This window comes from Arcticibacter sp., assembly GCF_045629565.1.
Taxonomy (GTDB): domain Bacteria; phylum Bacteroidota; class Bacteroidia; order Sphingobacteriales; family Sphingobacteriaceae; genus Arcticibacter.
This window is the reverse complement of the sequence record NZ_JAZQRL010000037.1, coordinates 1-26,265: the sequence shown is the minus strand read 5'-3', so window position 1 is coordinate 26,265 and position 26,265 is coordinate 1. Positions and strand designations below refer to the sequence as shown.

The 26,265-nt window shown below is 42.8% G+C and carries 21 protein-coding genes; 9 read left to right on the top strand and 12 right to left on the bottom strand.

The annotated features are described in order from the left end of the window. Positions 1–59: 59 nt before the first annotated feature. Complete coding sequence (locus ACKI5J_RS04890) at positions 60–1,145, bottom strand: agmatine/peptidylarginine deiminase (protein ID WP_407427091.1); 1,086 nt, start codon at positions 1,143–1,145, stop codon at positions 60–62. Continuing rightward, positions 1,135–2,007 carry a carbon-nitrogen hydrolase gene (locus tag ACKI5J_RS04885; protein ID WP_407427089.1) on the bottom strand — a complete coding sequence of 291 codons (873 nt, stop codon included), beginning with the start codon at positions 2,005–2,007 and terminating at the stop codon, positions 1,135–1,137. The genes ACKI5J_RS04890 and ACKI5J_RS04885 overlap by 11 nt, the downstream gene beginning before the upstream one ends. A gap of 136 nt (positions 2,008–2,143) precedes the next feature. Between ACKI5J_RS04885 and cmoA the strand changes: the two genes are divergently transcribed. From cmoA to ACKI5J_RS04860, 5 genes are read left to right on the top strand one after another with little or no spacing between them, the layout of a single operon-like run. Continuing rightward, positions 2,144–2,905, top strand: a complete 762-nt coding sequence (gene cmoA, locus ACKI5J_RS04880; protein ID WP_407427087.1) for a carboxy-S-adenosyl-L-methionine synthase CmoA — start codon at positions 2,144–2,146, stop codon at positions 2,903–2,905. 1 nt (position 2,906) lies between these two features. Next, positions 2,907–3,629, top strand: a complete 723-nt coding sequence (locus ACKI5J_RS04875; protein ID WP_407427085.1) for a methyltransferase family protein — start codon at positions 2,907–2,909, stop codon at positions 3,627–3,629. A 46-nt stretch (positions 3,630–3,675) separates the two neighbouring features. Further along, positions 3,676–5,916 carry a sodium-translocating pyrophosphatase gene (locus tag ACKI5J_RS04870; RefSeq protein WP_407427083.1) on the top strand — a complete coding sequence of 747 codons (2,241 nt, stop codon included), beginning with the start codon at positions 3,676–3,678 and terminating at the stop codon, positions 5,914–5,916. Between the two features lie 44 nt (positions 5,917–5,960). Then, positions 5,961–7,421, top strand: a complete 1,461-nt coding sequence (locus tag ACKI5J_RS04865) for an amino acid permease (RefSeq protein ID WP_407427081.1) — start codon at positions 5,961–5,963, stop codon at positions 7,419–7,421. A 46-nt stretch (positions 7,422–7,467) separates the two neighbouring features. Next, positions 7,468–8,046, top strand: a complete 579-nt coding sequence (locus ACKI5J_RS04860; RefSeq protein ID WP_407427079.1) for a MarC family protein — start codon at positions 7,468–7,470, stop codon at positions 8,044–8,046. A gap of 8 nt (positions 8,047–8,054) precedes the next feature. On the opposite strand, the gene ACKI5J_RS04855 is transcribed toward ACKI5J_RS04860, so the two are convergent. Genes ACKI5J_RS04855 through ACKI5J_RS04835 form a run of 5 tightly spaced genes read right to left on the bottom strand, consistent with a single transcriptional unit; the run spans position 8,055 to position 13,568 of the window. Next, positions 8,055–9,230 (bottom strand): RsmB/NOP family class I SAM-dependent RNA methyltransferase, encoded by a 1,176-nt coding sequence (locus tag ACKI5J_RS04855; RefSeq protein ID WP_407427077.1) that lies wholly within the window; start codon positions 9,228–9,230, stop codon positions 8,055–8,057. Between the two features lie 3 nt (positions 9,231–9,233). Continuing rightward, positions 9,234–10,763, bottom strand: coding sequence for a glutamine-hydrolyzing GMP synthase (gene guaA / locus ACKI5J_RS04850; protein WP_407427075.1), 1,530 nt, complete (start codon positions 10,761–10,763; stop codon positions 9,234–9,236). Positions 10,764–10,806: 43 nt separating this feature from the next. Beyond that, entirely contained in the window at positions 10,807–11,034 is a 228-nt protein-coding gene (locus ACKI5J_RS04845; protein WP_407427073.1) for a hypothetical protein, read from the bottom strand. 24 nt (positions 11,035–11,058) lie between these two features. Then, positions 11,059–12,333 carry a M16 family metallopeptidase gene (locus ACKI5J_RS04840; protein WP_407427071.1) on the bottom strand — a complete coding sequence of 425 codons (1,275 nt, stop codon included), beginning with the start codon at positions 12,331–12,333 and terminating at the stop codon, positions 11,059–11,061. Further along, on the bottom strand, positions 12,330–13,568 hold the full coding sequence (locus ACKI5J_RS04835) for a M16 family metallopeptidase (RefSeq protein WP_407427069.1): 1,239 nt from the start codon (positions 13,566–13,568) through the stop codon (positions 12,330–12,332). Before ACKI5J_RS04835 ends, ACKI5J_RS04840 begins: the two co-directional genes overlap by 4 nt. Positions 13,569–13,754: 186 nt before the next feature. Here ACKI5J_RS04835 and ACKI5J_RS04830 point away from each other — a divergent pair, with 186 nt between their 5' ends. From ACKI5J_RS04830 to ACKI5J_RS04820, 3 genes are all read left to right on the top strand, one after another. Next, entirely contained in the window at positions 13,755–15,374 is a 1,620-nt protein-coding gene (locus ACKI5J_RS04830) for a CTP synthase (protein WP_407427067.1), read from the top strand. A 19-nt stretch (positions 15,375–15,393) separates the two neighbouring features. After that, on the top strand, positions 15,394–17,226 hold the full coding sequence (gene yidC / locus ACKI5J_RS04825; RefSeq protein ID WP_407427065.1) for a membrane protein insertase YidC: 1,833 nt from the start codon (positions 15,394–15,396) through the stop codon (positions 17,224–17,226). A 331-nt stretch (positions 17,227–17,557) separates the two neighbouring features. After that, positions 17,558–19,096, top strand: a complete 1,539-nt coding sequence (locus tag ACKI5J_RS04820; RefSeq protein ID WP_407427063.1) for a malate:quinone oxidoreductase — start codon at positions 17,558–17,560, stop codon at positions 19,094–19,096. A gap of 72 nt (positions 19,097–19,168) precedes the next feature. Here the strand turns inward: ACKI5J_RS04820 and ACKI5J_RS04815 are convergent, their stop codons facing one another. Beyond that, complete coding sequence (locus ACKI5J_RS04815; protein WP_407427061.1) at positions 19,169–20,341, bottom strand: MFS transporter; 1,173 nt, start codon at positions 20,339–20,341, stop codon at positions 19,169–19,171. Between the two features lie 69 nt (positions 20,342–20,410). On the opposite strand from ACKI5J_RS04815, the gene queG reads away from it, so the two are divergent. Then, entirely contained in the window at positions 20,411–21,349 is a 939-nt protein-coding gene (gene queG, locus ACKI5J_RS04810; RefSeq protein ID WP_407427059.1) for a tRNA epoxyqueuosine(34) reductase QueG, read from the top strand. 28 nt (positions 21,350–21,377) lie between these two features. On the opposite strand, the gene ACKI5J_RS04805 is transcribed toward queG, so the two are convergent. From ACKI5J_RS04805 to ACKI5J_RS04790, 4 genes are all read right to left on the bottom strand, one after another. Then, complete coding sequence (locus ACKI5J_RS04805; RefSeq protein ID WP_407427057.1) at positions 21,378–22,349, bottom strand: exonuclease domain-containing protein; 972 nt, start codon at positions 22,347–22,349, stop codon at positions 21,378–21,380. A gap of 118 nt (positions 22,350–22,467) precedes the next feature. Next, complete coding sequence (locus ACKI5J_RS04800) at positions 22,468–23,001, bottom strand: C40 family peptidase (RefSeq protein WP_407427055.1); 534 nt, start codon at positions 22,999–23,001, stop codon at positions 22,468–22,470. Between the two features lie 8 nt (positions 23,002–23,009). Next, complete coding sequence (mutS, locus tag ACKI5J_RS04795; protein ID WP_407427053.1) at positions 23,010–25,619, bottom strand: DNA mismatch repair protein MutS; 2,610 nt, start codon at positions 25,617–25,619, stop codon at positions 23,010–23,012. Positions 25,620–25,688: 69 nt separating this feature from the next. Continuing rightward, positions 25,689–26,036, bottom strand: a complete 348-nt coding sequence (locus tag ACKI5J_RS04790) for a DUF3024 domain-containing protein (RefSeq protein WP_407427051.1) — start codon at positions 26,034–26,036, stop codon at positions 25,689–25,691. Positions 26,037–26,265 lie beyond the last annotated feature (229 nt).

Below are 26,265 nucleotides of genomic sequence, written 5' to 3'. Positions count from 1 at the left end.
CTATCCTATAAACAGAAAAGGGGTCCAACTTTGGACCCCTTTTCTGTTTATAGGATAGTTTAAATACTCGGCTCTTGTTGGCTAAGGCAGTGAAAGCTGCCCAATCCCCAAATAATCTCAGTTGAATCAATACCCACTATCTTACGCTCCGGATAACAGGCACCAATGATGTCAAGTGCCTTATCATCATTGTCACAACGATATGTAGGCACAATAACATGTTCATTGCTGATATAGTAATTGGCATAAGACGCAGGCAAACGCATATCATCATAAACCACCGGATCAGGCATAGGAAGTTCAACCACGTTAAGTTGTTTGCCGTCCAGAAGACGCATCTTACTTAATGATGACAGGTTTTGTTGCAGCAGCGAATAATTGTCGTCATAAATATTGGTTTCCACGACTGAGAGCACTGTATCTCGGTTCACGAAACGAATGGTATCATCAATATGTCCATCAGTATCATCACCTTCAATTCCTTCATTGACCCATAAAATTTGATCTGCACCATAAAACTCACATAAATACTCCTCGATTTGTCCCTGATTAAGGTGGGGATTACGATTCTCGTTAAGAAGGCAGCATGTTGAAGTAAGTATGGTACCAGCTCCATTAAATTCAACGGATCCACCTTCCATTACAATTCCCGGATGAAAAACTGGTAGGTCGAACGATTGGCCGATGAGCGTCGGAATAATATCATCCTGGTCATAAGGTGGATACTTGCCTCCCCAAGCATTATATCCCCAATCAACGATAACTTTTTTGTTCTCCGCATGGGGGTTAATTAGAAATGCCGGACCATGATCGCGACACCAGGCGTCGTCAGTCTTATGATAAAAGAACTCAATTTTAGTAAGGTCAGCACCGGTCGGTTCAATATGTTTCAGTGCGAAGTTCTTCATTGCTTCATCTAAAACGTTGATCCGTACCTTCTCACCTAAAGATAATATTTTGATAAACTGCGCGTACGGAGTGAATATCGCATCTAACTTCCCAGGCCAGCTCGCTTCTTTATGTGGCCAGCTCAGCCAGGTAGCTTCATGCCGCGCCCATTCTGCGGGGAAAGTGTAGCCTAGCGATTTCGGGGTAGAGCCATTTGCAAAGGGAGGAAATCCTGCTGAAATAAAATTACCCTTCATCGATATAACGTTTGGTTATAGGTGTATAAGAGTCGATCCTTCTATCGCGAAGAAATGGCCAATGCGTGCGATAACGGTCAGACTTACTTAAGTCTAATTCATGCACATGGTTTTCTTCCTCAGTATGAGGTGCCTGGTATAATACTGTTCCAAATGGATTTGCAATAAAAGATCCACCCCAGAACTTCATATGGCCCTCATCACCAGTCCGATTAACAGAAACCACATGAACTCCGTTTGCGACCGCGTGGCTACGCTGTATGGTCTGCCATGCATTATATTGCTCCGTATTTGTATTTACTTCCTGAGAAGACGCCCAGCCAATTGCTGTAGGAAAAAACAATATTTCTGCACCCATCAGGGCAGTGATACGTGCCGCTTCAGGATACCATTGATCCCAACAAATAAGCACACCGATTTTGGCATATTTGGTATCAAATACCTTATACCCCATATCCCCTGGCGTAAAATAGAACTTCTCATAATAACCTGGGTCATCAGGGATATGCATCTTTCGATATTTACCTAAATAAGTACCATCTGCATCCAAAACTGCTGTTGTATTATGATACAAACCCTGAGCTCTTTTTTCGAATAATGAAGCTATAATTACGACGTTGAGCTCCTTTGCCACTTCCGAAAGTGAATCGGTTGAAGGACCAGGAATCGTTTCTGCTAACAAAAAGTTGTCATAATCTTCAACATCACAAAAATATAACGAAGTAAATAATTCCTGTAAGCAAACTATTTGAGCACCCTGGCCTGCAACCTCTCTGATCTTTGAAATAGTTTTTTTAAGATTATCTTCCTTACCCGAAGTGCAGCTCATCTGCACCAGTCCTACTTTGACTTTCTGATCCATCTAATATTTGTATGTTCCACAAAAATAATCAAACTTGTATAATAATCGTCTATAGTATTAAACCAAAGCAATTTAATATATTAGATAAAAAACTATCCACCTGAATATCCGTTTACTGCATACCAACTTTATAAACTTGAAAACCGATATTAAAAACACCAACGCGGAGCCTCCAAGAGACGAGGTTTTCCGAGACCAGATCAATCGGGTCTCAGACTTTAAGTTCGGCACCAAGGTTGTCAGCGTCTTCGATGACATGGTAAGTCGCTCGGTACCTTTTTATGACGAAATGCAAAGGATGATCTCAGAACTCGCAGCCGAACATGCACTTCCCGAAACAGTAGTCTATGATCTTGGCTGCTCCACGGGAACTACTCTGATAGGAATGAATGAGACCGTTTCGGAAGATATCAAATTCGTAGGTATTGATGACGCATCAGAGATGCTGAAGAAATGCGATGGTAAACTTAAAGAGGCGGGTTTTCAGCGCCCCTACGAATTGATTGAAGCAAACATTCAGCAGGATTTTGAAATAAAGAATGCATCGGTTGTTGTATTATGCCTGACCTTACAATTTATAAGACCCATATGTCGCGAAAAAGTACTAAGGAAAATTGTAGAGGGCTTGGTGCCTGGCGGTGTACTTATTCTGGTCGAAAAAATTTTAGCAGAGGAAAGCTCTTTTAACCGCAGCTTTATCCAATACTATTACGACTACAAGAGACGGAATCATTATAGCGAGATGGAAATATCCCAGAAGCGTGAAGCACTGGAAAATGTATTAATTCCTTATAAGCTGTCGGAAAATATCCTCCTGCTTAAAGAGGCTGGCTTTTCTCAATGCGAAGTTTTTTTCAAATGGTATAATTTTTCAGGCATCGTAGCAGTAAAAAATTAACATGGTTTCTATTGGCAACTTTTTCTTCAGGTACAGAAATGTGCTTTTCATTTTTCTGTATCTGGCTCTCTTTATTCCTTCTCCCCGGATTTTTACCGAAGACGCATTTGGACAAAATTATTATATCTGGCCGATTGTATTGGGATTGATAATCACTGTTAGCGGACAACTTATCAGAGGCCTCACAATCGGGCTCGCCTATATAGTTCGTGGAGGGCAAAATAAGAAAGTCTATGCGGACAATCTGGTCACAGAAGGCGTCTTTCGTCATTGCAGAAATCCACTTTACGTGGGTAATATTTTAATGCTTCTAGGTGTGGGGATTCTCTCCAATTCTGCTTTGTTCGTAGGTCTGTTCATGCCTGTCTTTCTCTTTATATACCAAGCCATCGTCCTTGCTGAAGAAAACTTTCTGAGAAACAAATTCGGGAAGGACTTTGAAATGTACTGTGATCGAGTTGATCGATGGTGGATTAATTGGAAAGGTATAGGCTCTACACTCCATGGTATGCACTTTAATGTAAGGAGATGGATTTTAAAGGAATACAATACGCAGTTTATTTGGTTGGTGGGAATCACCCTTATCCTTCTTCTCTACTATCCGCAGATCACCAGCAATGACAACGACTTAAGGAATATTTTAATCGCAGTTTTCCTCGCAGCGCTAACTCTCCTATACCTATTTGTAAGATATCTTAAAAAATCAGGTAAGATGGTCGATTAGCTATAAGCAGCACCTATGAACATGCATAAACTAACCAGCTACCAATATGAACTTTCTGTACGCAAACTTAATCTATCTCATCCCATTGATGGGTATTCTTGGGATCATTGTAATGTTCTCGAAATCAAAATGGGTAATCAGCCAAGATCCCGGAGATGCTGAAATGCAAACACTTTCCGGATACATCGCTGCCGGTGCTATGGCTTTTTTAAAAGCAGAATGGAAGGTCCTCAGTTATTTTGCGCTTGTTACTGGTGCAATATTGTGTTGGTCGGGTACGCTTGTGGAGACTTCAAGCTGGATGATTTCCGTCTCTTTTCTGATTGGTGCTTTTACATCAGCGCTTGCCGGATATATCGGAATGAATATTGCCACCAAAGCAAATGTCCGCACCGCTCAGGCGGCCAAAACGAGCCTTTCGAAGGCTTTCAGGGTAGCATTCAACGGAGGAAGTGTGATGGGACTCGGTGTCGCTGGCCTCGCGGTTCTCGGCTTGGGTTCTCTTTTCATTGTTTTTTATCAAATGTATGTGGTTCAGACTGGTGCCGAGGTTAATGGGAAGAGTATGGAGAAAGCCCTTGAAGTGCTCGCGGGATTTTCACTGGGTGCCGAGTCAATAGCACTTTTTGCGCGTGTAGGGGGCGGGATATATACCAAAGCTGCAGATGTTGGAGCCGATCTCGTTGGCAAGGTGGAAGCCGGTATTCCGGAAGACGATGTAAGAAATCCAGCTACCATTGCCGACAATGTAGGTGATAACGTAGGCGATGTAGCGGGTATGGGAGCTGATCTTTTCGGGTCTTACGTAGCTACAATACTCGCAACAATGGTATTGGGCCGCGAGATTATTTCGGTAGATAATTTCGGTGGAATTGCTCCTATCTTGCTTCCCATGCTGATTGCCGGGTTAGGGCTGATCTTTTCGATCGTATCTACCTTTTTTGTAAGGATAAAAAATGAATCGGATAGTGTTCTCGCTGCTCTTAATCTGGGAAACTGGTCTTCGATAATATTAACAGCGCTGGCCTCTTACTTCGCAGTTATCTGGATGCTACCAGACACCATGCTCATAAGAGGCTTCTCATTTACCAAAGAGGATGTCTTTTATTCTATTTTGGTTGGTCTTCTAGTAGGAACGCTCATGAGTTTGATTACTGAATATTACACCGCTATGGGCAAAAGACCAGTCCAGTCAATTGTTAATCAGTCATCAACAGGACATGCTACAAATATCATTGGCGGACTATCGGTTGGGATGGAATCCACCTTACTTCCAATACTGGTTCTTGCATGTGGAATTTACGGATCATACCATTTCGCAGGACTCTATGGCGTTGCAATAGCAGCAGCAGGAATGATGGCTACTACAGCAATGCAATTGGCTATTGATGCATTTGGACCGATCGCAGACAATGCCGGTGGAATCGCAGAGATGAGCAAATTACCAGCAGAAGTAAGGGAGCGGACAGATAATCTCGACGCAGTCGGAAATACAACTGCGGCTACGGGAAAAGGTTTTGCAATAGCATCCGCTGCACTTACATCGCTCGCACTCTTTGCTGCATTTGTCGGCATTGCGGGGATCGATTCTATTGATATCTATAAAGCGGATGTTCTTGCAGGGCTATTTGTGGGCGGTATGATCCCCTATATTTTTTCCTCCCTCGCCATCGCCGCTGTTGGTAGGGCTGCCATGGACATGGTACAAGAGGTTCGCAGGCAGTTCCGTGACATCCCCGGTATAATGGAATACGAGGCAAGACCCGAATATGAAAAATGTATTGCGATATCTACTAAAGCTTCCCTTAGAGAAATGATGCTTCCCGGAGCTATTGCTCTGGTGGTTCCTGTGCTTGTTGGCTTCACCCTTGGGCCTGAAGTCCTGGGTGGAGTGCTGGCTGGAGTCACTGTTTCGGGAGTGCTTATGGGTATGTTCCAATCCAACGCCGGTGGAGCCTGGGACAATGCAAAGAAATCATTCGAAAAGGGAGCCTTGATCAACGACGAGACGTTCTACAAAAATTCAGAACCACATAAGGCCTCAATAACCGGCGATACTGTCGGAGATCCCTTCAAAGACACGTCCGGTCCTTCAATGAATATTCTTATCAAGCTTATGTCGATTGTCTCTTTAATTATTGCTCCACATATAGCTGATTCACAAAACACTCATACATCCAGATCACGTCAAGTGCAAGATAAAAAGATCCACCTCCGCTCTGCAACATCGCCTGTATATGTAATTCCTGACAGCGAAAAAAGCGACTTGATTACAATTCACTTGTGATTTAAAAGGAAAAAGCATTAGGTTTGATTTCTATTTTACTATCTATGTTCCATAAAAAGTCTATTGAACAGCTACTGTTAGAAGCAGGTGCGAGTGGCGAAGGTCATCTTAAGCGAACCCTTTCGAGTTTCAACCTGATAGCCCTGGGTGTTGGCGCTATAATAGGTGCCGGATTGTTTTCCCTCACGGGCATTGCAGCTGCAGAAAATGCAGGGCCGGCTGTAACAATATCCTTTGTCCTTGCAGCTATAGCCTGCGCTTTTGCTGGATTATGCTATGCGGAGTTCGCATCAATGATTCCAGTAGCCGGAAGTGCCTACACGTATTCTTATGCCACACTAGGAGAGTTCATGGCATGGATTATAGGGTGGGACCTCGTTCTGGAATATGCGCTCGGAGCCGCTACCGTATCGGTTAGTTGGTCAAGATACTTGTTAGAAATCCTCCATAAGTATAATATTACAATTCCTCATCAGCTTGCTGTCTCACCTTGGGAGACGGTGCGTCTTGGAGATGGAACGGTGATAGCCGGAGGATTGATCAACCTGCCCGCTGTATTGATAGTTTTCCTCCTGTCTTTTGTTTTAATGCGAGGAACCCGCGAATCAGCAGCCATAAACAACGTTCTGGTAGTAGTTAAAATAGCTGTAGTAGTGTTATTTATAACCCTCGGATGGAGTCATATCAACCCTGAAAACTATGTCCCATATATTCCTGAAAACACTGGAGCATTTGAGAATTTCGGCTGGACAGGTATATCCACCGGAGCTGCCGTCGTCTTCTTTGCGTTTATTGGCTTCGATGCTGTATCAACTGCGGCTCAGGAGGCTAAAGACCCCCAAAAAGGTATGCCAATAGGGATTATTGGTTCACTATTGGTGTGTGTGGTTCTGTATGTTCTATTCGCCCATGTGATGACAGGCTTAGTAAATTACAAGGACTTTGCGGGTGATGCTAAGCCAGCAGCCACAGCATTTGCCATGACGGGCTATACCTTCTTACAGGATGGATTGATAGTAGCAATTCTCGCAGGATATACGTCTGTGCTTTTGGTAATGCTTATGGGTCAGTCACGCGTATTTTATACAATGGCGAAAGACGGCTTACTACCACGGTTTTTCAGCTCGATACACAGGAAGTTTCACACACCCTGGAAAACGAACATCTTCTTTATGGTTTTCGTGAGCCTGTTCGCCGGATTTGTTCCCGTATCTGATCTCGGTCACATGGTAAGTATAGGTACCTTGTTTGCTTTTGCACTAGTATGCTTCGGTATTCTTGTGCTTCGAAAAAGACTGCCGAATGCTGAGCGTCCGTTCAGAACCCCCTGGGTTCCTGTTGTACCTGTTCTGGGTATACTGGTCTGTGTTTATCTGATGTATTCGCTACCATCAGAAAGTTGGATCAGATTGGCCGGATGGATGTTCCTCGGGATAGTACTGTATTTTAGTTATGGGAAGCGCCATAGCAAAATAAGACAGCTGCGCGAAGAAAAGAATATATAAAACTCTGTAAACTTAATATCTTTGCGGACATATCAGTCCACAAAGAATGACAGAATACTTCGATTTCGACCACAAACAGATTATATCTGTAACGATGATCTTGTTTGCCATCATCGATATAATTGGCTCCATTCCAGTAGTAATTGAACTAAGAAAAAAAGCAGGGCATATACAATCGGAGAAAGCGACGTTCGTGTCTATGATATTAATGATTCTGTTCCTTTTTCTAGGAACGGAACTATTAAATATAATCGGGCTTGACGTTGCATCCTTTGCAATAGCCGGTTCGTTTGTTATTTTCTTTATTGCGATGGAAATGATTCTAGGGATTAACCTCTTTAAGGAGGATGTACCCGAAAGTGTATCGATAGTTCCGCTGGCTTTTCCTCTTATCGCTGGCGCCGGAACGATGACTACACTTCTATCATTGAAGTCAGAGTACGATACTCAAAACATTCTCGTTGGTATCGTCCTAAACATGGTTTTTGTGTACTTCGTTCTGAAAAAAGTTATATGGCTAGAGCGCTTGTTAGGAAAATCAGGGCTGAACGTATTGCGTAAAGCATTCGGTATTATTTTGCTCGCAATCGCAATCAAGCTGTTCAAAAACAATACAGGATTGTAGGTGTAAAACTACCGGATGAGTCTGGCCACAAACATACTGTCTGCTCGCCTATCGTAACCTTTGATCAGCTCCATATCTTCGACTTTCAGATTGTAAGTCTTTACAAAGTGGTCTACATTAGCTTCGTTTTCTTCCGCGAAAACCGAGCACGTAATGTAAACAAGTGGCTTACCCTCTTTTAGAAACTTTATAACATTACCCGCAATTATGCGCTGCAGACGCTGAAAGGTCAAAATTTGCCTTTCTTCAAACTGGCTAATGAGCTCGGGGCTTCTGCCCCACGTTCCCGAACCCGTACACGGTGCATCCAGAATAATTCCATCAAACTGATAACTATGCATGAACAGCGAGGGATCTTTTGTAAGATCTAAAACCTTCTTTTGGTATGTTTTAAACCCAGCATTCGCGAAGCGTTCATCGAGATTTTCGAGGATGCCTTCCCGAACGTCAGAAACCAGAAGTTTGATATCCTTTTGTTGATGGAACAAATGCAATGATTTCCCCCCTGATGCCGCACATGCATCCCACCAATAGTCGTATTTTGAAGGCTTAAAAAAATCACCTGAACGTTGCGATGCCAGGTCCTGCACTTCGAATGGCCGTTTCATCACTGAGTCTGGAAACAACTGATCCAGTTTTGTTCCATTTGGCATGGCGAGACAATGGTCGGCAATTTCTTTATATAGTACTCCGCTTTCACGAAGCTTCGCTATAACCAGAGGCAATTTTCCAGGATGTACACGGATAAATAGATCCGGTTGCTGAAAGAAGGAGCTAAGGAAGTCACGATGCTGTATGCCGTCAGAAAGGTGATTGGCAAAGGGATAGATATCCGCCAGAAGAAAATCAGGTTCGGAGGCCTCTAGAAATGATATGCGATCCGCGAGAGAATCACCTGCCTGAGCATAAAGCGCAGGGCGCAGGGACTGCAGAAAGACACTTTGTTTACCTTCACAAAGAAACTCTGCAAGCATGAGTCGCTCTTCCGGCGGAAGAGAGCTACATGCCTTTCCCAGCCTATAGTAATTATAAAGAAGGCGACTGGCTGTACGCCTGTCGCCTGATCCCATTTGTCTATGTTCACGAAAATATCCCGGAAGAAATCGCGAAAGTTGTATCGCGCCGGGGTAAGCTTCCAAAATCCTAAGAAAAGTTCTAAGCTGGTTTTCGTATTTGTTTGACATTTTTTATTCCCACTCAATAGTTGCAGGCGGTTTCGACGATATGTCGTAAACGACTCTATTGATCCCTTTTACATTATTGATTATTTCATTAGATATTTTACCAAGCAGGTCATAGGGAAGATGGCTCCAATCAGCCGTCATCCCATCCATTGAACCTACAGCCCTCAGACAGATAACGTGTTCATATGTTCGCTCATCACCCATCACACCCACAGACTGAACCGGAAGAAAGATTGCACCTGCTTGCCATACCTTGTCGTACCATCCGGAACTTTTGAGGTTATTAATATAAATCGCATCGGCCTCTTGAAGGATGGCGATACGCTCCGGAGTGATCTCACCCAGTATTCTAATAGCCAGGCCCGGTCCAGGGAACGGATGGCGGCCTAAAAGTGCCTGGTCAAGTCCTAAAGCTTTACCAACTCTCCTGACTTCGTCTTTGAAGAGAGTATTCAAAGGCTCGACAACTTTAAGTTTCATAAAATCAGGCAAGCCACCAACATTATGATGTGACTTAATAGTAGCTGATGGTCCATTAACAGATACCGACTCTATTACGTCCGGATATATTGTACCTTGTCCTAACCATTTAACATCCTGAACCTCATGTGCGGCATTGTCAAATACTTCAATAAACGCTGCACCTATAATTTTCCTCTTTTGTTCGGGATCTTTAACGCCTGTTAGCTGTCCGACAAACAGCTCCCGGGCATTGATCCCACGAACATTAAGACCCATATGCTGGTAAGAATCGAGCACTTCTTCAAATTCACCCTTTCTCAATAATCCGTTGTCAACAAAAATACAATGCAGATTCTTGCCGATGGCCTTATGTAATAAAACAGCTGCTACAGATGAGTCAACCCCGCCGGAAAGACCGAGTACTACTTTATCATCACCGAGCTTTTCTTTGAGGCTGCTTATAGTGCTATCAATAAATGAATCAGGATTCCAGTTCTGAGAACAGCCACAAATGTCCACAAGGAAATTTTCCAATAGCTGCTTCCCATCTGTGCTATGGGTAACCTCCGGATGAAACTGTATACCGAAAGTTTGAGTTCCTTTGATCTGATACGCAGCAACCCTCACGGTATCAGTACTTGCGATTACCTCAAAATCATCGGCGATCTCTGCGATAGTATCCCCGTGAGACATCCATACCTGCGAGTTGGGACTTATATTCTTTAAAAGAGGATTATTATCATTTACATAGTGTAAATGTGCACGTCCGTATTCCCGTATAGTCGAGGGAACTACATCGCCACCTAATTTATAGGCCAGATACTGTGCGCCATAACAAACTCCTAAGAGAGGAAATTTTTTATGAAACAAACTGAAGTCAATCTGTGGAGCGTCAGGTTGTCTTACCGACGCAGGGCTACCTGAAAAGATAATACCTTTAACACTTTCATCAACCGGTGGAAGGTGGTTGTACGGATGGATTTCACAGTAAACGTTTAGTTCTCTAACCCGGCGAGCAATAAGCTGAGTATATTGCGAACCGAAGTCAAGAATGATAATTTTCTCTTGCATGGGCGAAACTACAAAATATCAATAAAATACACAAATATTAGGCTTAGGACACTGAACTACGATTGTGATCGTCCATTAAGTTCTTCAGAAATGACCCTATCTGAATCATCACTTCGAAGTTCAGATAGGCACCATCCGGATTAAAAACATATTCTTTCTGGGAAAGTGAATACCGGATAATACCGAGCGGAAAATCTTCAAATGACTTAACATAATAGATCTTCGTATTTACAAACTTATCAGCAAGAATGAAGTTAACAGGTCTTTCCATAGGAGCGCTAAAATATAAAATTACCTATTTTTTCCCGGTAATAACTTTGTTAAAACGATCAAAGTGCCAATACCTGTTTGCCAGATCGAGAAGTTCTTCCGAACTTATTCCTTTAATGATCTGAATATAACGCGTATAGTAGTCATAGTCTAACCCGGAAAGAAAGATACTTTTAAACTTTTCTGCATGTGAAAATGCATTTTCGAGGCTTCCAAGAAACGAGCCGAGCATATAGTTTCTAACGAGCTCAAGCTCATCAGGCGGTATAAGTTCCGTTCTGAGTACATTAATTTCCTTCTCAATTTCGGTCATTGTGGAAGAGCACACCTCTGCACCCACTTCCGACGCGATCAAGAAGTATCCTGCATTCAAAAGTGATACCTGTGCAGAGCCAATACCATAGGTATACCCTTTTTCTTCGCGAATATTGGCCATCAGTCTCGATCCAAAATACCCACCCAACACAGTATTAAGAAACTGGAGAGCTGGGAAATCAGGATGCGTTCTGGATACTGAAATCTGACCTAGCCTGATTGCGGACTGCAGGGAATCAGGTTTCTCGGTATAAAAGATGCCTCCTGTCGTCTCAGGGAACTGAAAAGAGTTCACGACAAAATCATCGTCAGCGTTCCAATTCGATCCAAAGAAGGAATTAATCTTTGCCACAGTATTATTATCGACTTTTCCAGAAGCGATAATGGTGCAATTATTCGGTTGATAGGCTTTTTTATAATAATTAAGTAACTGATCCCGATCTATTCTGTCGTAATCTTCAGCTTCTACAAGATAACCATAAATGGAGTTCCCAAATAATGAATGGTTAAATACGCGCCGGGTAACGACATCATTTTTCTCCAGGCTCACAAGCAACTTTTGTTTCTGGTTCCGGATCAAAGTATCCAGTTCTTCCTGTGGAAACACCGCGTCAGTAAGGATATCCTTGATGATGGGAAAAACCGCATCCAAATGTTTACTTAATGTATATAGCGTAAATGATGAATAATCAAAGCTATATTCGGGTTGCACGAAAGCGCCATAGCTGTCGATACTTTCCGAGATTTGGTATGAAGATAGTGTGGATGTACCCTCTATTAGCAGTGCGTTAGTGGCATAGGCCTGAAGTGGGCGTAATACGTCCCAGTTAATGTTACGAAAAAGAAACTCTATGCGAACAAGATCCTGCTCTCCTGCATCGACAACATAAAGTTTTATCCCATTATCAAGAAGCTTCGGAGAAGCCTGAATGAGGCTTATCTCTTCTATCTGCTTAAATTCCGGTGCTATGGTTCTGTTAATCATAAATTGGACAGATATAATAAGGTAGAAGAATTTTCTTTTCTAAAAATAGACTTGGCACGGTGTTGAATGTCTTCTGACGTAACCCCCAGATAACGATCAGTCTCTTTATTTAAGTCGTCTGCGTCGCCAAGCACTTCGAAATAGGCTAAGTTCATAGCTTTATCCAATAGGCTCATCTCAGCAAAAACCATGGTTGATTCAATCTTATTCTTGACCTTGTTAAGTTCAGCCTCAGAAACACGCTCATTGGATAGGCGATTTAGTACCTCCCAGATCGCCGCTTCGGCCTTTTCAATACTGACACCTTCTGATGGGCGTCCATCTATGATCATAAGACCTGGATCAGAACTTCCGGTTAATGAGGCATTTATATCCGTAAATAATTTGCGGTCCTTAATCAGACTATTATACAGACGCGAGGAGTTCCCTCGTGATAGCAAATCACCAATTAGATCAGCTTCGTAATATCCCTGGTCGTTCTTGGCGGGAACATGGAAGGCGATATATATGGCATTCACAGGTACATCCGCGTAGTGAACAAGACGTCTGGGTTCAACCTGTACCGGCTCCACCGGAAGATTTCTGTTGTATTTTTGGCCTGAAGGAATGTCGCCAAACCACTTTTTTGCCAGCCTTTCAACCTCTTCGGTTTTCACGGCACCGCCTACCACCATTATTGCGTTAACCGGACTGTAATGTTTCTTGAAAAAAGCCTTAACGTCCTCCATTCTGGCATTTTCAATATGGGAAAGCTCCTTTCCTATTGTTGGCCAGGAATAGGGATGTTTTGTATACGCAAGCGGCCGTAATTTAAGCATCACATCGCCATAGGGCTGGTTGAGATAACGTTGTTTAAATTCCTCGCAAACAACATTACGCTGCACTTCGAGACTTTTATCCGAAAACGCCAGACTAAGCATCCTGTCGCTTTCTAACCAAAATGCTGTCTCGAGATTTACGGCAGGCAGAGTCACATAATAATTGGTGATATCGTTACTGGTAAATGCGTTATTCTCCCCTCCGACGCGCTGCAGTGGCTCATCATACGATGGAATATTCACAGATCCCCCAAACATCAGATGCTCAAAAAGATGAGCAAAGCCGGTCTGAGAAGGGTCTTCATCCCTCGCTCCTACATCATATAATATATTAACTACCGCCATCGGTGTAGTTGGATCCTCATGAACGAGAACCGTTAATCCGTTATCTAGTGTGAATCTGTCAAATTTTACCATTAAGGTCAATTTCAGGTTAAGGCAGCAAAGGTAAACGATTTAAATTAAGTGGTGTAACAAAATCACCGATTAGAAATGTAATCAATTCTTTTAGATCGTCCTTTTTTTCGTAGTTTTGTAACCCGTACAAAAGAACGTAGAAACACGCATTTATACTCGTGCTTTACGTTTAAATCCATCACACTCATGACCAAATACATATTTGTTACGGGCGGCGTTACTTCGTCGTTAGGAAAAGGCATTATTTCCGCTTCATTAGCAAAACTGTTACAAGCCCGTGGCTATCGTGTCACAATTCAGAAATTCGATCCCTATATCAACATTGATCCAGGAACTCTCAACCCTTATGAACATGGCGAGTGTTATGTAACTGAGGATGGTGCAGAGACCGACCTGGATTTGGGTCATTATGAACGATTCTTAAACGTACCGACATCCCAGGCCAATAATATCACCACTGGGCGGATTTACCAAAACGTGATAAATAAAGAACGTGAGGGTGCTTATCTTGGCAAAACAGTTCAGGTTGTTCCTCATATCACTGATGAAATTAAGCGCAACATGGTCCTTCTTGGCCAGGGTGAAGATTTTGACATTGTGATAACTGAACTCGGCGGAACCGTTGGTGATATTGAATCTCTACCATTCATTGAAGCAGTTCGCCAGCTACGTTGGGAATTGGGTAGCAGCAACTCACTTGTTATACACCTTACACTCGTGCCTTTCCTGGCTGCTGCAGGAGAGTTAAAAACGAAACCAACTCAGCACTCCGTGAAAATGCTGCTTGAATATGGGATTCAACCCGACATTCTCGTCTGCCGCACAGAGCACCAGCTATCTGCTGACATAAGAAGAAAAGTCGCCCTGTTTTGCAATGTGAACATCAATGCTGTAATTGAGTCAATTGACGCTTCTACTATCTATGACGTTCCATTGATGATGCTTAAAGAACAGCTTGATAAAACGGTTCTTTCGAAATTAAAGCTTCCCTTAAAAAGTGATCCAAATTTGGATAATTGGAAAAACTTCCTCGGCAGACTTAAAAACCCTACTTCGGAGATTAAAATAGGTTTGGTAGGAAAATATGTTGAACTTCCTGACGCCTACAAATCCATAACCGAAGCATTTATTCATGCGGGAGCTAGTAATGAATGTAAAGTAAAGGTTGTATCCATACACTCAGAAAGCATTACAGCCGAAAATGTTGCGGAACGTCTGGGAGGATTAAATGGTGTACTCGTTGCACCGGGCTTCGGAAGCCGTGGAATCGAAGGGAAAATTATAGCCATTCAGCATGTCCGTGAGAATAACATTCCTTTCTTCGGTATCTGCCTTGGCATGCAGTGCGCAGTAGTGGAATTTGCGCGTAACGTATTGGGGTTAAAAGATGCCAATAGCAGTGAAATGGACGAAAATACTCCTGATCCTGTAATTTCAATGATGGAAGAACAGAAAAAAATAAAAAATAAAGGAGGTACAATGCGCCTCGGATCTTATATCTGTGATCTCAAGAAAGGAACTAAAGCGTACCACATCTATGGAAAATCTCAAATTACAGAGAGACACAGGCATCGATACGAGTTTAATAATGAATACCTTAAGCAATTTGAAGAAGCGGGAATGATAGCATCTGGTATCAATCCAGACAATGGCCTTGTTGAAATAGTAGAGCTCAAAAGCCATCCCTTTTTCGTTGCCGGGCAGTTTCACCCCGAATTAAAATCAACAGTTGCCAATCCACATCCGCTTTTTGTTAACTTTGTCGCCGCTTCTTTAGCACATTCAAGGAAAAACAGTAAAAAATAAGAACAGATATCAAGAATAAATGGATAGAAATACATTCACGGGACTCTTTTTAATCTTAATCATTTTCATAGGTTCTATGTATCTGATGAACCCGTCAGAAGCAGAACTTAAAAGAGAGAGAATATTACAAGACTCTATAGCCCGTGCAAAAGCAGGTAGCCCTGCTCCTGCCAAAACAGCTGACAAAGCGAAAGAAGAAGCAGCCAAAGCTGTAGCCATAGACTCCAATGCATTTCGGGGGCCTTTTGGAACTGCGCTTACCGGAGTAAGTGAAACGATAGTACTACAGAACGAATTGCTAAAAATCAACCTGAGTACAAAGGGTGGCCGCATAGCTTCAGTCGAGTTAAAAGGGATGAAGACTTTTGATGGTAAGCCCTTGGTTATGCTCGATAGTGCTGACAATAAATTCAGCTTGAGTCTATCAGCTTCCAACCAGGACGTCAATACGGAGAATTTCTATTTTACACCTTCAGCCAGAGCGCTAACAGTTGCCCAAAGTGATTCATCAAGCCTTACAATGCGTCTTAGCTATTCCGATAATCAGTATGTCGATTACATCTATTCACTTAAGGGAAATAGCTATAATTTAGGACTGACCATTGTAACGCATGGCTTAGACAACATTATCGGGTCTAAACCGATTACCGTTAACTGGCAGGCTACGCTTAAGCAGAAAGAAAAGGACCTGGCAAGTGAACAACGCTATTCAAGCGCATATTTCAATCACGGCGAAAATGAAGTAGACCACATAGGGGTAAGTGAAGATGAAAAGAAAGAACTGGGCGAGGATGGCAAAATTCAGTGGATTTCATTTAAGCAACACTTTTTCTCTAATGTTCTGATTGCGAAAAACGGCTTTGAGAAAGGCACGCTGGATGTAAAAGTTCCGGCTCAGTTAGGCCTGGTAAAATCGTTTTCCGCCAATATGCAACTGGCTAAAGGAAAAGATGCAAACTCCTATCCACTTGAATTTTATTTTGGCCCTAATAGATTTAACACATTAAAAGATCAAGGTTACAATATAGAAAAACAGGTCGATCTGGGTTGGGGCCCTTTGAAGTGGATAAACCGCGTTGCGGTATTGCCGATCTTCAATGGCCTCGAAGGAATGGGATGGAACTATGGACTGATCATTCTCATCCTGACAATCATCTTGAAGGTGGTCCTCACCCCACTTACCTATAAGTCTTATCTTTCAATGGCAAAGATGAGAGTTCTAAAACCAGAGATGGACGAGATCAAAGGTAAAGTTGGTGAAGATAACCCCACATTGCTGCAGCAAGAATATTTGAAGCTTTATAAGAAAGCTGGAGTCAACCCGCTCGGAGGATGTATCCCAATGCTGTTACAACTACCTATCGTAATGGCATTCTTCTTCTTCTTTCCAAACTTGTTCGAACTGCGACAGGAGAGCTTCCTCTGGATGAAAGACCTGTCAACTTATGACTCAGTCATCAATTTCCCAACAATACCTTTATTGAATGTAAACCACATCAGTCTGATGTGTTTGCTGATGACGATATCCACACTAGCAACTACTTACATAAACAATCAGACATCTGGGGTAACAGGACAAATGAAATATATCGGTTACATCACTCCGATTATTTTCCTGACGGTCTTGAACAGTTATCCTTCTGGTTTAAATTATTACTACTTCTGTGCCAACGTACTCACATTCGTTCAACAGTTAATCATCAGACAGCTTGTGAATGATGAAAAAATTCATGCTCGCATACAGGAAAACAAAAAGAAGCCTGAAACGGAGAAGAAAAAATCTAAGTTTCAGCAACGAATGGACGATTATATGAGACAACAGCAGCAAGCAGCTAAAAAGAAGAATAAATAATCTCAAATTTATGTGAAAGGCCGGTTAATCCGGCCTTTTTTTTGTGCAAACAATTTCGCTGCAGAAACTTTCTAAATATATGTAAATGAGCCGGTAAGGTCTCTTGAATACATAAACCGCTCTAGCAGAGACACAGTAAGTTTGTAGACTAAAGAGAAGAAGAGTCATAGCATTTTAATTTAATCAAAAGAACATCCGATAATTTGACATATTTTCAATTTATACGTAATTTTATACAATCATTCTCAACGAAATACATCAACCGAGAGAAGGAAGCATAAGGTAAACACACTGTATTAGTGTTTAGCCTTTACCCAAAGCAAACATTATAATGGATACGAATAAAAATTCTTTGCAGAACGAACCCGACGTCGTATTGATTGGTGCCGGGATAATGAGCGCCACTCTTGCAGTGCTGCTTAAAAAGTTAGAGCCTAATCTGACGATTGAGATATTTGAACGCTTGGATGCCGTTGCTGCCGAGAGTTCAGACGCATGGAACAATGCAGGTACGGGACACGCTGCATTCTGCGAATTAAATTACACTCCTCAGTTAGCAGACGGCACGATTGAAACATCTAAAGCTGTCAAAATAGGTGAGTCATTTGAAATATCCCGCCAGTTCTGGGCGCATCTTGTTGAGACAGGATTTATCTGTCCGCCAAAGAACTTCATCAAAAGCATACCGCATATGAGCTTCGTATGGGGCGAAGAAAACGTCGAGTTCCTTCGCAAGCGCTATGAAGCACTTAGCCAGCTTCCATTGTTTCAGGGAATGGAATACTCTGAAGACACTGCCAAATTAAGGGAGTGGATTCCTCTTGTTATGGAAGGCCGTCCTGAGAATCAGAAAGTAGCTGCTACCCGGATGTCGATCGGAACCGATGTTAACTTTGGTTCCCTTACCAAGTGTATGTTCGGAGCTGTTAAGGCATTAGACGGAGTTAATATGCATTTCTGTCAGGAAGTGACGAAACTAAAAAAAGATGACAGCTCCCGTTGGACTGTATCACTCAGGGACGATAAAACAGGCAAGAAGCGGAAAGTCAGGGCACGATTCGTATTTATTGGTGCAGGAGGAGGTTCATTACATTTACTATTAAAGTCAGGAATCAAGGAAGGAAAAGGCTTCGGCGGTTTCCCGGTGAGTGGGCAGTGGCTGGTTTGTACAAATCCTGATGTCATCAGAAGGCACGAAGCAAAAGTCTACGGAAAGGCTGAGGTCGGCTCACCACCAATGTCCGTGCCGCATCTCGATTCAAGGGTCATAAATGGTAAGAAAGCCCTACTATTCGGTCCATACGCGGGGTTTTCAACCAAGTTCCTCAAACAAGGTTCATTCTTTGATTTACTGTCATCTCTTCGCATTAGTAATATAGTTCCCATGCTGGCAGCTGGTATCCAGAACATCCCCCTGACTAAGTATTTGATTGATCAGGTACGACAGTCCAGAGACGAAAGAATGGACGCTTTAAGGGGCTATTTTCCCGATGCTAAAATGGAAGATTGGAAACTTGAGGTTGCCGGTCAACGAGTTCAGGTTATTAAGAAAGACGCTAAAAAGGGCGGTATTCTTGAATTTGGGACTGAAGTTGTAACTGGATCTGAGGGCAGTATCGCAGCTCTCTTAGGAGCTTCTCCGGGTGCTTCCACTGCAGTCTCTATCATGCTCGGTTTAATTAAAACCTGCTTTCCGGAAAAATACAATTCCGCCGAATGGCAAGCAAAGTTGAAAGAGATGATTCCTTCTTTTGGTAAATCGTTGAACGAAGATCCGGAACTATGTGCTGAACTCAGATCATGGACCAGCCAGGTTCTTAACCTGAAAAATGTGGTTGCTGCTCCCGAAAGCAACGAGATTACGCACTAAATAGCCCTATTCCCTTATAAAAATGATAGGCTGTCCCTTGCAGGGACAGCCTATCATTTTTATAAGGCCGATTTAATAAGCGCCTTGAAACCTTTCCCGCAGTAGTATATATAAGAGCGCTACCACACATGCACCCGAAGAAATGTAAAAGATGATTGGTATCATCCCTATCTTATCTTTATACAATGCACCGGCCAAAAGTGCGCCCGCACCAATACCGATTTCAAGCGCAATATACATCGTTGCCATAGCCTTTCCTCTGTGGTCAGGATGACTTAGATCAACTGTCCAGGCATTGGTTGCTGGAGAAAATATTCCCCCGGCAATTCCATAAGCGACTGAACCAACCAACAGATCAGCGACTGATTGGGCGTGTCCTATCAGGTAGAATGAGATACAAAGCATTATGAGCGCAACTTTTATTACAGCTACACGACCAAAGCGATCGGATACCTTGCCCGCAACAAAACGAATCATAAGCGATGAAATGGTAAACGTCATAAAAAACAAACCTTTGTTTGTTATACCCAAATGTTCGCCCCAATCTGGGATAAGCGTCAGCAACACACCATAACCAAGATAGGAAAGAAGAATAATCAATGCCGCCGGGATGACGCGCCACTCAATGATTTCACTTCTTGAGATCTTCAGATGAGACAGTTTAAACGACTCTCTCAACTTTAAGGTTTCTTTCATATTGAGCAATATCAGGATAGAAAGCATTGCGAAGACGGAAGAACTGTAGAACAAAACATTGATCGAATAGTGGCTCGTAATAAGACTACCAATCGCAGGACCGATGGCCATACCAGTACTAAAGCATAAGCCATGAATGCCAAGAGCTTCTCCCCACCTTTTTACAGGAACGATGTCTGCTACGTAAGCGGCAGTTGCAGTGGGCTTAAATCCCGTAGAAAAACCGTGCAGAAGCCTTAGAAATAAAAAGCCGTTTATCGTGCCAAGAACCGGGTATAAGAAACCGCAAACAAAGCAGACAATTGAACCGACAGCCATCACCGGAATACGCCCTACAGTATCAGTCAGCTTTCCGCTGAAAGGCCTCGAAATACCAGCGGTTAATGTGAATAATGCGATTATCAACCCTTTATATTCAGCACCTCCCAGGCCACTCAAATAGGCAGGCAACTCGGGTATCAACATATTGAAGCTAGCGGAGAAAAGTAAAGAACTTACGCATAGAAGGCCAAACGGCCATGTATAAAGGCGAGTATTAGAATCCGACATATAAAATCGACGCAAAAATAGTCATAATATAGCTCGGAGCCCTAATTCGTTATTCTATATCTTTGCACGATGCACAATAATGCCCGGAGATACAGTCAACTCATTAAAGAAGAAGCACGTAGGCTGGGCTTTATGTTCTGTGGTATAGCAAAAGCCGGATTTCTCGAGAAGGAAGCACCCAGGCTTGAGACCTGGCTAAAAAGCGGATATCACGGAAAAATGTCCTATATGGAAAACCACTTCGACAAGCGACTCGATCCAACTAAATTAGTTGAGGGATCGCGTTCAGTGATTTCTTTGGCCTTAAACTATTATACAGATCAGAAACAGGACGATCCATCTGCTCCCCGCATCTCAAAATATGCTTATGGTGCCGATTATCATGATGTAATTAAATCAAAGCTAAAAGATCTCCTCCAATTCATGAGAGAGCAGATAGGCGACGTCTCTGGAAGAGCGTTTGTAGATTCTGCACCTGTGCTCGACCGCGCCTGGGCTATGCAGTCCGGGTTCGGATGGATAGGAAAAAATGGTAATCTGATAAATACAAAAGCAGGCTCGTTCTTCTTTCTCGCCGAACTCATTGTAGACCTTGACCTCGAATTTGACATTGCCTCAGATAAGGATTACTGCGGTACATGTACAAGGTGTTTAGATGCCTGCCCCACAGACGCTATAATATCCCCACAAGTGGTGGATGGCTCCAGGTGTATCTCTTATCTCACCATCGAGCTGAAAGATGATTTACCGACTGAATTTCGTGGTAAAATGGATAATTGGATGTTTGGATGTGATATTTGTCAGGATGTCTGCCCGTGGAACCGATTTTCCAGACGTCATGATGAACCTTCATTGGAACCTTCATCAAATTTACTCAAAATGTCTGCAACTGATTGGGAAGAAATTACAGAGGATGTTTTTAAACAGCTCTTTAAAGGCTCCGCAGTTAAGCGTACAAAATTTGCGGGACTTAAGCGAAATATAAACTTCCTAAAGCCTATTAAATAAAAAAGGTCGGTTAAACCGACCTTTTAAGCTATTTGCCAAACTTCTTTTTTAATTCATCCAGCATGGAATCTGTAACAGGAGCCACTGGCTCTTTCTTTTTAAACATAGGCCTCGAATCAGTATCCTTTTTAGGGGTAATCGTCCGCGGGCTATCTACCTCAATTTTGGTTTCTGTAGTCTTCTTAACAAGAACCTTTTTCTCATTCCATCTCACCCAGATCTTCTCCAGACATTTCTTCGTGTATAAAGGAAAATCGCCATTCTGCATCCATGCGTAATAACTAGGCTCCGCCTGGAATACTTCCTCCACGCACTTCCCTTTATGTTTTCCGAAATTGAAAACCTCCACACCTTGGTCATTAAAAACTAACCGACCAGCAAAGTCGACCGGATTGTGCAGGTTCGTAAACTCGTGGAGCGCATCCACATCATTCTTCACCGGAACAGAGACATTACCCTTCTTATCAACGAACTCCACATCTTTATACCGTTCCAACTGACCCAGAAGAACCTCATACGTCGCCAAGGTATCAGCATCGGCGTTATGTGCATTCTCAAGTGACTTTCCGCAGTAGAACTTGTATGCAGCTTTAAGTGTACGCTGCTCCATCTGATGAAAGATGTTCTGTACATCAACGAACTTCCTGTTGTCGATATCAAAAGGAACACCCGCGCGAAGGAACTCGTCCATCAGCATCGGTATATCAAATTTATTTGAATTGTATCCTGCCAGGTCACAATCATCAAGAAACGCTGCGAACTCAGGACCTGCCTGCTTAAAAGTTGGGGCGTCCTTTATATCTTCATCATATATTCCATGAATCAATGAGGTCTCCAAAGGGATCGGCATTTCCGGGTTGATACGAGCATTTTTCATCTCCTTTGAACCATCAGGGAAAACCTTCAGCACAGCAATTTCGACGATTCTGTCAAAGCCAATAATTGTACCTGTAGCTTCAAGGTCAAAGAAAGCAAGAGGGCGTTTCAGATTAAGTTTCATTTATTAAATCATTAAAGGCTTAGAGTTTAATCTTTCTCCGCCACTACCGCAAAAGTCGTAAAAATAATCTATTATGTTTGGTATCCGTTAAAGAAGCGATTATTATGGCAAAGACTGTCTATTTAACGGAACCGCAACGTGAAAAGTATTTATAGTACCATGGATCCTTAAGGTCACTGATAATTACCCCTTTACTTGTAGAAACATGCACAAATTTGTTATTATGGAGATACACGCCAACGTGATTAAAAGGCTGGCCTCCGAAATTAAAGAAGACGAGATCCCCTTCTTTCAGATCCTCTTCATACAGGCGCTTAACCTGGTCTGCCATTTCCCGTGCTGTCCGGGCGACACTCCTACTGAACACTTCTTTTTGCAAGATCGTGGTGAAGCCTGAACAATCTATTCCACCCTTGTCCATACCACCCAAGCGGTGAGGAGCGCCCATCCAACTATCAATAAACTTGTATAAACGTTGATCCTTGATATCTTTCTCACGAACGCCCAACAACGTAGAATAACGTTGTTCTAGGGTGCCGCTCAATTCCTTCCCCCGTGCGCTGGAAGCATCAGTGATAATCTTCCTCGACTTACAGGATGTGAAAACCAGGCAAGCGATCAAAAAAAAGAATAGGGATCTTAAACTCAACATAGCCACTTTCATCCTTTTAAAATACGTTGAATATCGTCCAGCTTCATCAGCGCCTCTACCGGCGTCAGTGTATTCACATCTAGATTGTTCAGCATATCGCGTATTTTAACCAGCACAGGATCATCTATGGAAAACATCTGAAGCTGATAGGCTTGTTGCTGTACCTTTTTTATGCTGTCTTTAATATGTTCGCCCCCTGTTCTCTCCTGCTCGAGCCTTTTAAGGATTTCATTTGCTCTCGAAATAAGTTTCGGGGGCATCCCAGCCATCTTCGCTACATGAATACCAAAGCTATGTTCACTTCCACCAGGAACAAGCTTGCGTAGGAATATAACTTTATTTCCTACCTCTTTAACCGTCACGTTGAAATTTTTGATCCTGCTGAATGAGTTTGATAGCTCGTTCAATTCATGGTAATGCGTGGCAAAAAGCGTTTTCGCCTTAGCCGTCGGGTGATTATGCAAAAACTCAGCAATCGCCCATGCAATGGAAATTCCATCGTAGGTAGATGTACCGCGACCAATCTCGTCTAAAAGAATAAGGCTTCGTTCTGAAAGGTTATTCATAATACTAGCCGTTTCATTCATCTCGACCATAAAGGTAGACTCACCAGAAGATAAATTATCAGACGCTCCTACCCTGGTAAAAATCTTATCAACAATCCCGATACGGGCTGCCTTCGCTGGAACAAAACAACCAATCTGCGCCATTAGCACTATTAAACCACACTGTCGAAGGAGTGCCGACTTACCAGCCATATTAGGCCCCGTTATAATGATGATCTGTTGCGATTCATTGTCGAGATGGACATCGTTTGTAATATAGTCCTCTCCCAAGGGAAGATTTTTCTCTATCACCGGATGCCGTCCACCTTTGATATCTAAAACATGGTCATCGGTGATAACTGGTTTCACATAAAAATTTTTAATGGCAAGCGTTGAAAAGCAAAGAAGTACGTCCAGTTGAGCGGTCAGTTGCGCATTCAGTTGAATCGGACGTATATAGTCTGAAAGAGAATAAACAAGTTCTGCATAAAGACGGCTCTCAAGCGCATGTATTTTCTCTTCAGCTCCTAAAATTTGTTCTTCATACTCCTTCAGTTCCGGAGTGATATAACGCTCTGCATTCACAAGCGTCTGTTTTCTTATCCATTCAGCAGGCACCTTGTCCTTATGAGAATTAGTCACTTCAAGATAGTATCCAAAGACGTTGTTAAAGGCGACTTTCAGTGACGGTATCCCCGTTAGCTCTGCTTCGCGTTTTTGGATCTCCACCAGGTAGCCCTTACCTCCAAATGCAATTTTACGAAGACGATCAAGTTCCTCGTTGATACCGTCTGCGATAACACCACCTTTCAGAACCAAAGCCGGAGGTTCAGGATGGAGTTCCTTTTCAATCCTCTCCCTGATCAGAAGACAGGGGTTGAGTTGCTCGGCGATACGATTCAAAGCTTCGCTTTCAGCGATATCACAATGGCCTTTAATCTTTTCAATGGCTATTAGCGCTCTCTTTAACTGACAGATTTCCCTTGGATTTGCTTTCTGAAGCCCCACCTTAGATATCAGCCGTTCCAGATCGCCGATCTGAGCTATTTCATGAAGCAAAGATTCGCGCAAAGCCTCATTATTGACTAGAAATTCAACAACATTCAGTCGCTCCTCAATCGGTCTGCGCTCCTTCAACGGCATGACGATCCAGCGACGCAGCATCCTGGCGCCCATTGGAGAACGTGTTTGGTCCAAAACATCAACCAACGTTACAGCATTCTCATTGGCAGACCCGATAAGCTCCAGGTTCCGAATGGTAAACCTATCGAGCCACATATAACGGTCTTCTTCAATGCGTGCAATCGATGATATATGCTGAAGGTTTCGATGCTCAGTCTCATTAAGATAATGCAAGGCAACACCCGCGGCTGTGTTGGCTACAGCCAATCTATCGATACCAAAACCTTTCAGAGACCTTACCTCAAAATGCTTAAGCAAATTTTCGTGTGCGAAGTCGCCGGAGTATGCCCACTCATCCAGCGTATAGGTATAAAAACGGTCGCCGAAAGCCTCTGTGAACTCCCGTGCCCGGCTTTTTGGAAAGATCACTTCGCTCGGTTTCAGGCTCTGCAAGAGCTTGTCTATGTATTCGTTCGTTCCCTGAGCAACTAAGAACTCACCAGTGGAGATGTCTATAAATGCAATACCCGTTACATTCTTATCAAAGTATACCGAAGCAAGGTAATTGTTGGACTTCTGCTGAAGTATATTATCGCTATATGCTACTCCCGGCGTTACCAGTTCGGTCACACCACGTTTTACTATAGTTTTGACTGTTTTTGGATCTTCCAGCTGATCGCATATGGCAACCCGTTGACCTGCCCTAACCAATTTGGGGAGGTAGGTCTCTATCGAATGGTGAGGGAAACCTGCCAGTTCGATATGCGAAGCCGAGCCATTAGCCCTTTTGGTAAGCACAATACCTAAAATTCCGGCAGCCTTAACGGCATCCTCTCCGAATGTTTCATAAAAATCTCCGACGCGGAACAGCAATAAAGCACCAGGATATTTCGCCTTGATCGTGTTGTATTGCTGCATTAGCGGGGTTTCTTTCGTAGTACTCTTAGCCAATACCTCTCGTTTTAGCCGCTAAATTAATCAGATTCCCCAGCTTTATAGTATATGTTGAAAAATGATACATTAGCCCCAGAAGCAATAATACTCGTCCTGTTCCACCAATACGACGAAATCCTGAATATTGGGGACGAGGGGTTCGGGCGTATAGGCATGCCACTTGAGATCTCCCTGCTTCCAAAACACTTTCCACATCTTTTTTGAAGTGACATAGGTCGCTTTAGCTACTGGTATCTCTACAATCTCTTCAGGTCTATCCCATCGGGGGCGTACCTCTCGAATGATGACACTTTGCTTTTCGATAACATAGGAAAGATCTATCTTCGATCTAAGTTCTTCCTTAGGTCTTTTGCGTTCGAGGAAATTCTCCATCGCCTCAATTATTTCCAGAGTATGTAATGTTTCAATTGCCATTTTGCCATAGGTTTCTGCTCAAATATGGAAAAATATCCTACAATATGAAATAATTAGTTAAAATTAATTAAAACTATAATATTTCGATTCAAGCCCGATGGTTCCGAGCTAGGCTCTGAACACCGTTTTAGAGGTATTGAAGCCTTCCCCCCGCCCCGGTCTCTGCACATATATTGGTTAAAAATACAAAAATAACAAAAGCATAACCCACAAAAAAGACCGGTAGAAC

Excerpts from the sequence above, each read along its gene's own strand:
- ACKI5J_RS04890 (WP_407427091.1), bottom strand. The coding sequence starts at position 1,145 with ATGAAGGGTAATTTTATTTCAGCAGGATTTCCTCCCTTTGCAAATGGC.
- ACKI5J_RS04885 (WP_407427089.1), bottom strand. The coding sequence starts at position 2,007 with ATGGATCAGAAAGTCAAAGTAGGACTGGTGCAGATGAGCTGCACTTCG.
- ACKI5J_RS04875 (WP_407427085.1), top strand. The coding sequence starts at position 2,907 with ATGGTTTCTATTGGCAACTTTTTCTTCAGGTACAGAAATGTGCTTTTC.
- ACKI5J_RS04870 (WP_407427083.1), top strand. The coding sequence starts at position 3,676 with ATGAACTTTCTGTACGCAAACTTAATCTATCTCATCCCATTGATGGGT.
- ACKI5J_RS04865 (WP_407427081.1), top strand. The coding sequence starts at position 5,961 with ATGTTCCATAAAAAGTCTATTGAACAGCTACTGTTAGAAGCAGGTGCG.
- ACKI5J_RS04860 (WP_407427079.1), top strand. The coding sequence starts at position 7,468 with ATGACAGAATACTTCGATTTCGACCACAAACAGATTATATCTGTAACG.
- ACKI5J_RS04855 (WP_407427077.1), bottom strand. The coding sequence starts at position 9,230 with ATGTCAAACAAATACGAAAACCAGCTTAGAACTTTTCTTAGGATTTTG.
- guaA (WP_407427075.1), bottom strand. The coding sequence starts at position 10,763 with ATGCAAGAGAAAATTATCATTCTTGACTTCGGTTCGCAATATACTCAG.
- ACKI5J_RS04845 (WP_407427073.1), bottom strand. The coding sequence starts at position 11,034 with ATGGAAAGACCTGTTAACTTCATTCTTGCTGATAAGTTTGTAAATACG.
- ACKI5J_RS04840 (WP_407427071.1), bottom strand. The coding sequence starts at position 12,333 with ATGATTAACAGAACCATAGCACCGGAATTTAAGCAGATAGAAGAGATA.
- ACKI5J_RS04835 (WP_407427069.1), bottom strand. The coding sequence starts at position 13,568 with ATGGTAAAATTTGACAGATTCACACTAGATAACGGATTAACGGTTCTC.
- ACKI5J_RS04830 (WP_407427067.1), top strand. The coding sequence starts at position 13,755 with ATGACCAAATACATATTTGTTACGGGCGGCGTTACTTCGTCGTTAGGA.
- yidC (WP_407427065.1), top strand. The coding sequence starts at position 15,394 with ATGGATAGAAATACATTCACGGGACTCTTTTTAATCTTAATCATTTTC.
- ACKI5J_RS04820 (WP_407427063.1), top strand. The coding sequence starts at position 17,558 with ATGGATACGAATAAAAATTCTTTGCAGAACGAACCCGACGTCGTATTG.
- ACKI5J_RS04815 (WP_407427061.1), bottom strand. The coding sequence starts at position 20,341 with ATGTCGGATTCTAATACTCGCCTTTATACATGGCCGTTTGGCCTTCTA.
- queG (WP_407427059.1), top strand. The coding sequence starts at position 20,411 with ATGCACAATAATGCCCGGAGATACAGTCAACTCATTAAAGAAGAAGCA.
- ACKI5J_RS04805 (WP_407427057.1), bottom strand. The coding sequence starts at position 22,349 with ATGAAACTTAATCTGAAACGCCCTCTTGCTTTCTTTGACCTTGAAGCT.
- ACKI5J_RS04800 (WP_407427055.1), bottom strand. The coding sequence starts at position 23,001 with ATGTTGAGTTTAAGATCCCTATTCTTTTTTTTGATCGCTTGCCTGGTT.
- ACKI5J_RS04790 (WP_407427051.1), bottom strand. The coding sequence starts at position 26,036 with ATGGCAATTGAAACATTACATACTCTGGAAATAATTGAGGCGATGGAG.